The sequence below is a fragment of the Rheinheimera sp. B2H12 genome (assembly GCF_059620065.1).
The window spans coordinates 1,870,211-1,881,835 of record NZ_CM184363.1 but is presented as its reverse complement, the minus strand read 5'-3'; the positions used below and the strand labels follow the sequence as shown (position 1 = coordinate 1,881,835).

The following is an 11,625-nucleotide window of genomic DNA, read 5'->3' as shown; positions in this document are numbered from 1 at the left end:
TCCTGCACTCACGGCCACGCCTGGTGGTCTTTTGTTGAATCGTGAATAAACAGCAAAAGCTGTGCCATTAGTATGATCCTGCCTGCAGACGGCGGAAATACTGTTGGGTGGCAATTTCGTCCAGCATTTTTTGCTCAACTTTATCTGCCCGCAGCCGGATCGCCAGCAATTCTTTCTCAATCAACAGTTCCATCGCTTTACGTTTGCGTTGCATCAGTACCCAGGCCACCCGACGTTTTTCCGTCACTTCCCGTGCCTGCTGTACCTGCATATTCTGCTGTGTCAACGCTTGGTCGAGCTTGGTAATAAAATTCAGGTACTGGTTAAATTGCCGGCTTTGTACCCCCTGCGCGCCCCGTTCCTGACATTGGCGGATATAATCGGTGCGGTAGTTGGCCAGCCCCTGATATTTTTGCTGCGCGTTATTGGCAAACTGTAAGGCCTGCAGATATTGCGCCTGTAGTTTTTCTTCTTTTTCCAGCTGTACTTTGGCCAGTAACTGTAATTGTGCCAGTGCCATCTTCAGAATCCTCGGCCAGCTGGGATCAGCTGCGCCAGTGCGGTCAGACTGTCATCGTAAGGGATCACTTCCGTCATCCCCTGTTGCAGGAATTTATTAATTTTTGGCATCAGTTGCATTGCGCTATCAAGCATCGGATCAGAGCCGCGGACATAAGCGCCGATGGCGATCAAATCTTTACTCTGGCTATAACTGGCATACATCTGCTTAATCACCCTTGCTAAGGCCTGATGTTCCGGGCTGGTCACAGCCGGCATCACCCGACTGATGGATTTTTCGATATCAATGGCCGGAAAATGACCACTGTCGGCTAAATGGCGGGATAACACGATATGACCATCCAAAATTGCCCGCGAGGCGTCAGCAATCGGATCCTGCAAATCGTCGCCTTCGGACAACACCGTATAAAACGCCGTAATAGAGCCCTGGCCTTCAGCACCGTTACCAGCCCGCTCTACCAGTGCCGGAAGTTTGGCAAACACTGAGGGTGGATAGCCTTTAGTGGCAGGAGGCTCTCCCACTGCCAAAGCAATTTCGCGCTGCGCCTGGGCATAACGGGTAATAGAATCAAGCAGTAACAACACATCCAGGCCCTGATCCCGAAAATATTCGGCAATTTGTACCGCGGTTTCGCAACCTTTTAATCGCATCAGCGGTGACACATCAGCTGGTGCTGCGACCACCACCGAACGTTTGCGGCCTTCTTCGCCCAGAATTTCATCAATAAATTCTTTCACCTCGCGGCCGCGCTCACCCACCAGCCCGACGACTATCACATCAGCGGCAGTGCCTCTGGTCATCATACCAAGCAAGACTGATTTACCAACGCCGGAACCGGCAAATAACCCCATCCGCTGGCCCTTACCGACAGTAATAATACTGTTGATGGCACGCACCCCGACATCCAGCGGCTGTCGGATAGGTTTACGTTGTAATGGATTGATGGGCGTTTTTTTTCCCTGGCTGTATTCCATCGCCAGCACCGGACCACCACCATCCAGCGGTTTACCGGCACCGTCAATGACCCGGCCCAGCAACGCCATACTCAGTGGTACGCCTTTGTAGTCCACCAGTGGTGTGACCCTGGCACCGGGTACGACACCTGTGACATCATCTTTGGGCATCAGAAAAATCCGGTCCTGGGCAAAACCAACCACTTCCGCCTGTAACAGGCCGCCAGCAGTTTCTACCTCACAGGTCTGGCCTATTGCTGCGCTGCAGCCGGTGGCTTCCAGCGTCAGGCCGACTACTCTGACTAAGCGGCCGGCGACCACAGGGCGGTTGAGCTTGATAAATTGTTGCTGTGATTTTAGCCGTTCGGCCAGTGTCAGATTCTGCATACTGCATCCATCAGGTTGGCCCGGACTTCGCTGGCAGGCGCGTCAGTTTTCTGACGCTGGCAAACCGGCCACGGGCGATATCACCGGCTCTTGCAAAAAGTGCTCCAGCGAAGCCTGTAATCTGGTTTTTAAACTGCGATCGACACTGGATTCTTTGGTTTCAACCCGGCAGTCACCGCGCGACATGGCCGGTTCAGCCCTCAGTTGCCACTGCCGCTGCGCCAGCTCATCGCTGCTGTAGTGTTGGGTTATCACCGCTAAATCGGCCGGATGTAATTTAATGATTAAATTTTCGGCCTGATAAGGTAAGGCATCCACAGCTTCACGCAAGCTTTGCAAAATCAGTTGCGGATTGGTGGTGACCTCAACACCAATCACCGCCTGCGCCATGGCGAGCGCCAGCTCCAGTAACGCCTGCTCCACCTGCTGATCCACTTTTGCCAGTGGCTGTTGTAATTGCGCCAGCAGAGCCTGTAGTTGGCTCAGTTGATCCCGGATCAAACCTTCCCCTTCGGCCAGCCCCTGTTTTTTACCCTCGGCCTGGCCCTGGGCTGTACCATCTTGTAAACCTTGTTCCCGACCTTCCTGATAACCCTGACTAAAACCTTCTTCTTTCCCTTCGGCAAAACCCTCGTCATAGCCTGCCTGGCGAATTTCTTCCAGATCTTCGGCTGTCAGCGGTTTTAACTCTGGTGTATCCGGCTTACTCGCCGGACGTTGGCCCGGCATTGATTTTGGTTTAAAAAAAGCGTTGGTGCGCACTGTTTCATGCTGTACCTCAACGCCAGGTTGGACCACACTAGGTTGGGCCGCACCCGCCGTGATTTGGTTGCTGTCTTCATTTTGCCCCGCCGGGGTTGGCCAGTCTTTTAACAAGTCCATCACTCCCGGTTCCGGTTGAAAGGTGCGTTTTGGCATAAAGGCATTGCCGGACATCTTGCGTACTCCAGAAATTAACCGGCTGACGGCAACAACAACTGCGTCAGCCCTTTTTCAGCGATGTTAGAGGAAATCTTCGCCGCCGCCGCCGCCCAGCATGATTTCGCCGGCATCGGCCAGCCGTCGTGCCGTCGACAGAATTTCTTTTTGCGCCGTTTCCACTTCGCTGACGCGCACCGGCCCCATCGCTTCGAGGTCGTCGGCCAGCATTTCGGCCGCCCGTTTCGACATATTTTTCAGGATCTTCTCTTTTAAGTTTTCGTCGGCACCTTTGAGCGCTTTCATCAGCACATCCTGCTGCACTTCGCGCAAAATCGACTGAATAGCGCGGTCGTCGACTTCCAGTAAGTTTTCAAACACGAACATCAGATCCTGGATTTGTTGCGCCATTTCTTCATCATGCTCACGGATCGAATCCATCAGCTGACCTTCGACATTGGTATCGAGGTAGTTCATGATGTCGGCAGCAGCTTTTAAGCCGCCCATTTTAGCAGCTTGCGCGCCAGCCTGACCGGCAAACTGTTTCTCCATAATTTCGTTCAGCTCTTGCAAGGCTGCCGGTTGCACTTCTTCCAGGTTGGCGATGCGCATGGTTAAATCCAACCGAACTTTTTCCGGGAATTGTGACAAAATCTCCGCCGACTGCTCCGGTTCCAGATAAGACAATACAATGGTCTGGATCTGCGGGTGTTCGTTACGGATGATATTGGCCACCTGTTTCGAATCCATCCACTTCAGCGAATCCAAACCTTTGGCACCGCCGCCCAGAATAATCTGGTCAATCAGATTCGAGGCTTTTTCTTCACCCAAAGCCGCAGTTAAGGCACGACGGATAAATTCTTCGCTCTGGAAGCCGATGGTACTGAAATTCTGGATCTGCTCAATGAACAGCCGGTGCACGGCGGAAATTTTCGCCTGGTTCAGGTCCTCAATCGAGGCCATCGCCATGCCCACTTTCTGCACCTGCTTTGGTTCCAGATGTTTTAAGATCTGGGCTGCATCCTCTTCTGACAGACTGAGCAGCAGAATGGCGGCTTTTTCGACGCCATCTAATTTGCCGACATCAAAGGCCGGTTTGTTATCAACATTACTCATCTTCAGCCAACCAATTTTTCACGACCAGAGAGGATAATTCAGGTTCGTTCGCCACTAAAGCGCGTACCGCTTTTAATAAATCTTCGTCACCATGCAGATCCGGCAACATCAGGGTGCCATCCGCCGCAAAGCCAACCGACTTCGCATCAAACTCTTTTGACAGCATATCAATGGTATCATCACCTAAGTCCAGACCACGGGATAATGAATTTTCATCATAAGCGTCACTGGTATCTTCAGGATAGATCAGTTTCTTCAGCATTGGTTTCACCACGGCCAGGATCAGGGTGATAATCACCAGCGCTGCGGCCGCTAACCTGACCACTTCCAGGAACCAGGGTTGCTCGAAAAATGGAATTTCCCGGGCTTCTGTCAGTACTTCGCGGGTGAAAGGTACGGACACCACTTCAATAGTATCACCACGCTGCACATCAAAACCGATCCCCCCTTGTAATAACCGCCGGATGTTCTGCAGTTCGGCCTGGGTGCGCGCCACCGGTACTGCTGGCTGTTCACCTTCGGCCACGCCAGCTTTATAGTCGACTGCCACTGACACGCTGATACGACGGATCACGCCAGATTGCTGCATCGAATGACTGATGGTGGTATCCAGCTCGTAATTGCGGGTCTGCTCTTTGCTATTACGACCGGGCACGATAGGACTACTATTGCCGCCAGTGGCAACTTCCGGGATAGTTGAATCGACCGGTGGCTGATTTGACAGCGCGCCAGGGATCCCCATCGAGCCGCCACCGACACTATTTTCTTCCAGCGTCATTTCACTGCGCACTGCCGGCAGGTCCGGGTTAAAACGTTTTTGCGTCTGCTCCAGGGTGGTGAAATCCATTTGCAGGTCGACCTGAGCCGTGTAATTGTCGATCCCAAGCACCGGGATCAGAATAGAGTCAATTTTCTGCCGGTATTCTTCTTCCCGTTTTTGCTCAATTTCATACTCGCGTTTTGAACGGGCAGAACTGGCATCTTGTGAGCCGCTGTTTAACAAGCGGCCATTCTGGTCAGTCACAGTCACTTTGGACGGTTCCAGCCCTTGCACCGCGGAAGCAACTAAATCGACAATGGCATCCACTTCACTGTCTTTAATAGATTTGCCGCCTTTAGCACTGATCATCACAGTCGCCGACGGCGATTTCTCGGTACGGGCAAAAATATTTTCTTTTGGAATAGCCAACAACACTCTGGCTCTGGCCACACTTTGAAATTCTTCAATGGTTCTGGCCAGTTGTTGCTCGCGGCTGTGTTTTAATCTTTCCATCTCCAGCCGCTGACTCACGCCAAAGCCACTGTCCTGCATCAGTATATCTTCGCCGCTGTTGGACGACTTTTGTAATCCGGCCCGGCTTAACCCCAATTTGATCTGCTGATACTGATCTCCGGGCACCAGAATGACATTGCCTTCGAGTTTATACTCAACTTTTTGTCCATCCAGATAATCCAGATGCTGAATCAGTTCCGCCGTTTCAAAAGTACCCAGTGGCCGCAATTCAGGTTCGCGGGCCCACAGGATGATCAGGATGGCGATAGCAATACAAATCGTCAGCGCGACAATCAGCGTGAGCTGGCGGACAATGTCCATGCCACCCATAGCGCCGAGAAAACCGGATTTCTGCTCTTGTTGGGTCTGATCTTCAGTGGCATTGTTAAAATCGTTGCCACTTAAGGTCAGTTCAGTTGATGTAGATTCAGCCACAGATTAATCCTCCCTCAAACCGGCATCGACATGACTTCTTTGTAAGCTTCAACCAGTTTATTACGCACCTGGACTGTGGCTTCGAAGGCAATCGATGATTTTTGACCGGCAATCATGGCTTGTGCCAGTGATACTTTTGGATCGCCCATTTCAACAGCAGTTGCCAGTTTGCTGGAGTCTTGCTGCAGGCCATTGACGTTATCCAGTGCCATCTTAAATAAGGCAGAAAAATCCTGTTGGCTGCTATTGCCAACCTGGGATGAGGGCGATGGCATGTCATTGCTCAGGCTACGGGCCTGTTTGGCAAAAGTCTGCATTTCCTGAAATAACGCGGCGCCTTTGATATCCATGAGTATTTACCTGTCACAACAGCTAGAAAGCCGGAATAACAAAATAAAGCACAAATCATGCCATGATTTACTTGTTATTTTTCAATTAGTTATATATGAATTTTAATCTGGCAGCAGAGTCAAAAAGCTGACGCCTATCGGAGTGGCAGTACAGGATTAACGCAATACAAGACGGGGTTACCACGAAGTGCGACGTGCGTTGCCAGGAAATACTGCCAGATACTCAACATGGATGGGTTTGAACCTTCGTAGGTTGGACTCGGCGCGCAGCGACAGTCCAACATGGCTTGTGGAAAAATTATCCATCATGATTGTCGGACTGCCCCGGTTATGCCGGTCGCATTTCTTGGCAAGCCCGACCTACAATATAAAGCTTACAAATCAATTAAATAAAAAAGCCTTATCTTGGCGTCAGGCCGGTAACTGAATACCAGACTCGCGCATCCTGGCGAGTTTATAACGCAAAGTGCGGGCACTGATGCCCAGCTTTTCCGCCACTTCTTTGCGTTTGTAAGCGCAGGCTTTCATGGTTTCCAGGATGATCCGGTGTTCCTGCTCGTACACTTCGGACTTAAACAGGCTCAAGTCCGGATCCAGATTTACATCCGCTATCGGTGTCGTCCAGTCCTGGTCCGTTGGACCGGTTTCCAGCAAGATGTCGTCAGCAGTGATTTCACCCTCACTGTGCACAATCAGCGCCCGTTGCATCACATTATCCAGCTCCCGCACATTACCGGGCCAGTTATGCGCCAGCAGTTTACGCTCAGCAGCGCTGGTCAGCAGCGGCAGTGCTTCCCCCTGCTGCTGACAATGCCGCTCCAGCAAATGCTGACACAGCGGCAGAATATCGGCACTTCGCTGCGCCAGCGCTGGCCAGGTCAGTGGAAATACATTCAGCCGGTAAAATAAGTCTTCCCGGAACAAACCTTGTTGCACCGTTTGACGTAAATCGCGGTTGCTGGTTGCAATGACCCGCACATCCAGTTTGATGGTTTTACGGCTACCCAGCCGTTCAACTTCGCGCTCCTGCAACACCCGCAATAATTTAGCCTGCAGGTTTAAGTCCATTTCGCTGATTTCATCTAACAAAATGGTGCCTTGTTGCGCTTGTTCAAATTTACCCGGACAGGCGGCGATAGCGCCGGTAAACGCACCTTTTTCATAACCAAACAACGTCGACTCCAGCATATTCTCCGGAATTGCTGCGCAGTTAATGGCAATAAAAGGTCCGGCATGGCGAGGCGATTGTTGATGAATATAACGGGCCAGCACTTCTTTGCCGGAACCACTGGGACCAAGTACCATCACGCTGGCGTCAGAGCGCGCCACTTTAGCCGCCAGTTTCACCAACTGCTGACTGACAGGTGCCGCCACGATCGGCTCAAATGCCGTGACAGTTTCCACCGGCACATAACGACTGACCATATTCACCAGTACTTCCGGCGCGAAGGGTTTTGCCAGATAATCGACGGCACCAAGCCGGATCGCTTGCACCGCATCGTTCACCGTGGCATAAGCCGTCATCATCAGCACAGGTAACTGCGGATAATTCAGTTTGATCGACTTGAGCAATTCAATACCGGATACCCCACCCATCTGGACATCACTGATCACCAGGCGGATTTTGTGTTGTTTGAGCAATTGCAATGCCTGCTCAGCGCTTTCTGCCGCAATGACCTGATACTGTGCCAATTCCAGCGTATCCACCAGTGCTTCACGGAGGCCAGCGTCATCTTCGACCACCATAATGTTAGTGTGCTGCATGTGGGGCTCCTTCTGTAGTGTCAGTGTGATGCAGGTCCGGATGATGCTGTGCCTGCGTCATGGTGCTGTCGCTTGCGACAAGGCAAACGGGCAGCAGTATTTCAAAACGGGCACCGCCGCCTGCTGCGCTGATGCAACGGGCAATGCCATGATGTGAATTTGCAACCGCCTGTACCACAGCCAGGCCAAGGCCTGTGCCACTGGCGCGGGTGGTAAAAAAGGGTTCGAAGATTTGTTGTTGCAAGTGTACGGGTACACCCGGACCATGATCTTCCACCACCAGTCGAATATGCTGGCCATCTGGATCGGGCAAGGCCGCCAGTAAAATCTGCGCGCCTGGACCGGCATGTTGCAAAGCGTTCTGGATTAAATTCCCCAGCGCTCCGGTTAAAGCACTGTGATTGGCCAATACCGTCAGATCAGGTTGTGGTAATTGCAGTTGCAACACACCGGCCTGTTGTTGCACCAGCGGTTCAACCCCGCAGTAGACATCAGTCAGCAACTGTTGCATCGACAACACCGCCACCTGCTGCTCCCGTCCGGAGCGGGCAAACAGCAGCAAATCATTCACTTGCTGCTCCAGATCCAATAATCGGTGCAACAATTTATCCTGAAACTGCAGCCGGGCAGTTGGTGCTAGTTTCTGGTTTTTCAGATTTTGCGCGTACAACATGGCACTGGATAACGGCGTGCGGATTTGATGTGCCAGTGAGGCCATCATTTTACCAAGGGCTGATAAACGTTGCAGATGCGCCAGCCGGCTTTGTAGCTGCCGGGTCTCGGTCAAATCTGTCAGTACAATCAATTGACCTGGCTGGGGGTGCAAGGACGTAATCGCCAGTTGTACCCGGCGACCATCATGTAACGATACTTCCATCCCATCATCGCTGCGCGGCCGAAAACTGCGGGTAATGACGTCCAGCCAGCGCTGCCCGGTCAATGGTTCACCTAGCATCGCCACCGCCACCGGATTTGCTTGTTGCACCAGCCCGCGTGAATCCAGCACCACCACACCTGTTGGCAGCACCTGCAATAAATGCTGCAACCATAACAGCTGATGTTGTACCGGCTCAGCCGTGGCATCAGGCAGTTGTGGTGATTGTTTCTGAACTGACAAGATTGAGGGAGCAGATAAACTGATATCGGCGATAGCCTTAGTCAGTCCGGGTTGCGGTTGACCAGGCCAACTCAGCACAGTCGCAACTTTGGGCGGCAGCATTTCTGCGGCGCAGCGCCAATCTGCGCCAGGCTCCGCAACCAGTTCAAACAATGGCTTGGCTGGCACAGCGTCAACTGCACTGGTAAAAATTGTTGCAACTCTGGACATAAGGTTCACCGTCAATCAAACAGATTGACGGGTTAAAGCAGGATTTATGCCAAGTAATAAATACTTAAATATCTGATGGTTAGGCAGCATTCTTACTGCCATTTTTTTGACTCAGCGGTTAAGGGGGTCAGATAAAGCGTGCGGCTCATCAGCCGCTCCCGTCGCAGTTATTCGTCTGTGGTATCGAACTCATCGCGCGCCAGATTATATTTGCGCATTTTCTCCACCAGGGTGGTACGGCGCAGACATAAAATATCGGCGGCTCTGGCCACCACAAAATCATGCCGCTCCAGCGCCTGGCTGATTAAGGAGATTTCCAGCTCTGCTAAAAACTGTTTCAGATCCAATCCATCATCAGGCAATAACTGTAAATCGGTGCCTGTTTGCGCACTGAACAGCTCATCGCTTGAGTCATCCTCATCCGCCATGCTCTGGAACATTTCATTGATCGCATCACGCTCCAATAAGGATTCCGGATAGTGTGGCACATAACTGTCGACATCAAGGTGCCGATATTTGTGCGGTAATTCAGCCACATCAATCACTTGCTGCGGATACATAATAGTCAGGCGTTCCACCAGATTGGCCAGTTCCCGCACGTTACCAGGCCAGGCATGCAGTTTTAAACTCTCGACCGCCCGTTCGGTAAACTTAATACTGTTTTGTCCCTGTAACTCCAGCCTATGCTGGAGTTCCTGTAACAACAGCGGTAAATCCTCTGCCCGTTCTTTTAGCGCCGGTGTATCGATTGGAAACACATTTAACCGGTAAAATAAATCTTCCCGAAAACGGCCTTCAGCAATCATTTGCTCTAATTGGCGGTGGGTCGCTGCGATAATACGCACATCGGCTTTGATCGGCTGACTGCCGCCGACCCGTTCATAAGTGCGCTCCTGCAACACCCGCAGTAATTTCACCTGCATTGGCAGTGGCATGTCGCCTATTTCATCGAGGAAAATGGTGCCACCTTGTGCTAATTCAAACCGACCTTTGCGGGTAGAAATAGCACCGGTAAAAGCGCCTTTTTCATGACCAAACAGTTCACTTTCCAACAATTCCGCCGGAATAGCTCCACAGTTAATCGGTACAAAAGGCCCTTCAGAGCGATGGGATAACACATGGATATTGCGCGCCACTACTTCTTTGCCGGTGCCGGATTCCCCCAGCACCAGCACGTTCGCATCTGTCCTGGCCACCTGTTGAATTAAGAATCTGACTTGCTGCATCTGCGCCGAAGCACCCACCATACCGACAAAACGATGTTGCAGTTCATGCAGCCGCTGGCCTGGTAATAAGCGTTGATACTCCTGACAATCACGCAAATGTTGGGTTAACGAGGTATAAGCAAAAGGCTCGGTCAGCAGACCCACCACGTTGGCGTGATGTAACAGTGGTTTCAGGGTTTCGCCAAGCAATAAAAAAGCAGTCGCCGGATGTTGGCTGATGATGGCTTCGTGTTGTTGATCAACCAAAGCACCGAGCAGCACCACAGTTTTTGCATCCAGCGCCAGAATTTGCATTAATTCGGTTTGGCTGACCACCTGGTGTGACTCACTGACAAAGCCCAGAACTATGCTCAGTCGCTGCGCGCGTTGGTCTTGTTGATCAAGGATATATAACATCAGATGAAAAGCGCTTTGGTCAGCCCCGGATAAAAGTTATTTTTACAAAGCCAGCGCCAGCTTGCAAGTTTAAACGTTGATTTTTTGACGCTACTGTCAAAAAACCAACGTTTTCGAGGTAACGAAGGACAGCCGTTAGTTCAGTAAATTGGCCGCCTGCTCGGCGGACACCCGCCCCTGGCTTAACACGGCAATCGAAGATTTTTCGCGGATTTGGCTGGCAACCTGCTCAGAGACTGCTTGGGCGTAATCTAAATCTTCAATCCGGCTGCGGGCCGCCTGGGTATTTTCATTCATATTCATCAGACCGCGGGCGGCAGCATCAAAACGATTAATGCTGGCACCAAATTCGGCACGGCCGGCATTAATTTGTTCAGTAAAAGATTTCAGGCTGTCTTGCGCCGTTTGCAATGAAGTCGGATCCGTGACATCAATGTCCAGCACACCTGAATTGGTCAGCTCTGTACTCAAATCACCACTTTGCACCGACACCAACCCATTACCTGTGTCAAAAGCCAGGCTCTTTGACTGGTCAAATAATTTGATGCCGGCAAAATTGCTATCACTGAGTTGCTGTTGAATACCCGTCGTCAGTTGGGAAACCTGATCCTGTAATGCTTTACGATCGTCAGCCGTCAGCATGCCGTTGCCAGCCTGTACCGTCAACCGGTTCAACTCATTGAGATTATCTGTCACACCGGCCAACGCCTGATCTGCCACATTGGCCAACGAAATGCCGTCATACACATTGCGGATACCCTGTGTCGCACCATTGGCCTGTTGCGTCAGTCGATTGGCAATTTGCAAACCGGCAGCATCATCAGCTGCCGAATTAATCCGCTTGGCAGTGGCCAGTTTTTTCAGCATGGAATCCGTTTGATTGCTGTTGACCCTTAACTGATTTTCAGTGGCTAACGTATTGCTAATTTTCATCACGGAACTTCCTTTGCACAAATAACA

General features: G+C 51.4%; 10 protein-coding genes. All 10 read right to left on the bottom strand.

The genetic code is table 11. The annotated features are described in order from the left end of the window. Positions 1 to 67 precede the first annotated feature (67 nt). The 10 genes from fliJ to AC53GJ_RS08125 all read right to left on the bottom strand — a co-directional run bounded on the left by fliJ (position 68) and on the right by AC53GJ_RS08125 (position 11,598). A complete protein-coding gene (fliJ, locus tag AC53GJ_RS08170; protein ID WP_496732167.1) occupies positions 68 to 520 on the bottom strand; it encodes a flagellar export protein FliJ in 453 nt (150 codons plus the stop codon). A gap of 2 nt (positions 521 to 522) precedes the next feature. Then, on the bottom strand, positions 523 to 1,860 hold the full coding sequence (gene fliI, locus AC53GJ_RS08165) for a flagellar protein export ATPase FliI (protein ID WP_496732166.1): 1,338 nt from the start codon (positions 1,858 to 1,860) through the stop codon (positions 523 to 525). A gap of 42 nt (positions 1,861 to 1,902) precedes the next feature. Further along, positions 1,903 to 2,796, bottom strand: coding sequence for a flagellar assembly protein FliH (gene fliH / locus AC53GJ_RS08160; RefSeq protein WP_496732164.1), 894 nt, complete (start codon positions 2,794 to 2,796; stop codon positions 1,903 to 1,905). Between the two features lie 66 nt (positions 2,797 to 2,862). Further along, positions 2,863 to 3,894 carry a flagellar motor switch protein FliG gene (gene fliG, locus AC53GJ_RS08155; RefSeq protein ID WP_496732162.1) on the bottom strand — a complete coding sequence of 344 codons (1,032 nt, stop codon included), beginning with the start codon at positions 3,892 to 3,894 and terminating at the stop codon, positions 2,863 to 2,865. Beyond that, a complete protein-coding gene (fliF, locus tag AC53GJ_RS08150) occupies positions 3,887 to 5,602 on the bottom strand; it encodes a flagellar basal-body MS-ring/collar protein FliF (RefSeq protein WP_496732161.1) in 1,716 nt (571 codons plus the stop codon). The genes fliG and fliF overlap by 8 nt, the downstream gene beginning before the upstream one ends. 14 nt (positions 5,603 to 5,616) lie before the next feature. Further along, complete coding sequence (gene fliE / locus AC53GJ_RS08145) at positions 5,617 to 5,952, bottom strand: flagellar hook-basal body complex protein FliE (protein ID WP_496732159.1); 336 nt, start codon at positions 5,950 to 5,952, stop codon at positions 5,617 to 5,619. Between the two features lie 411 nt (positions 5,953 to 6,363). Beyond that, a complete protein-coding gene (locus AC53GJ_RS08140) occupies positions 6,364 to 7,716 on the bottom strand; it encodes a sigma-54-dependent transcriptional regulator (protein WP_496732158.1) in 1,353 nt (450 codons plus the stop codon). Beyond that, the gene (locus AC53GJ_RS08135) at positions 7,703 to 9,043 is read right to left on the bottom strand and encodes a sensor histidine kinase (RefSeq protein ID WP_496732156.1); all 1,341 of its coding nucleotides are present in this window, start codon (positions 9,041 to 9,043) and stop codon (positions 7,703 to 7,705) included. The genes AC53GJ_RS08140 and AC53GJ_RS08135 overlap by 14 nt, the downstream gene beginning before the upstream one ends. A 167-nt stretch (positions 9,044 to 9,210) precedes the next feature. After that, positions 9,211 to 10,665 carry a sigma-54 dependent transcriptional regulator gene (locus AC53GJ_RS08130; RefSeq protein WP_496732155.1) on the bottom strand — a complete coding sequence of 485 codons (1,455 nt, stop codon included), beginning with the start codon at positions 10,663 to 10,665 and terminating at the stop codon, positions 9,211 to 9,213. Positions 10,666 to 10,800: 135 nt separating this feature from the next. Beyond that, positions 10,801 to 11,598 carry a flagellin gene (locus AC53GJ_RS08125; protein WP_496732153.1) on the bottom strand — a complete coding sequence of 266 codons (798 nt, stop codon included), beginning with the start codon at positions 11,596 to 11,598 and terminating at the stop codon, positions 10,801 to 10,803. Positions 11,599 to 11,625: the final 27 nt, after the last annotated feature.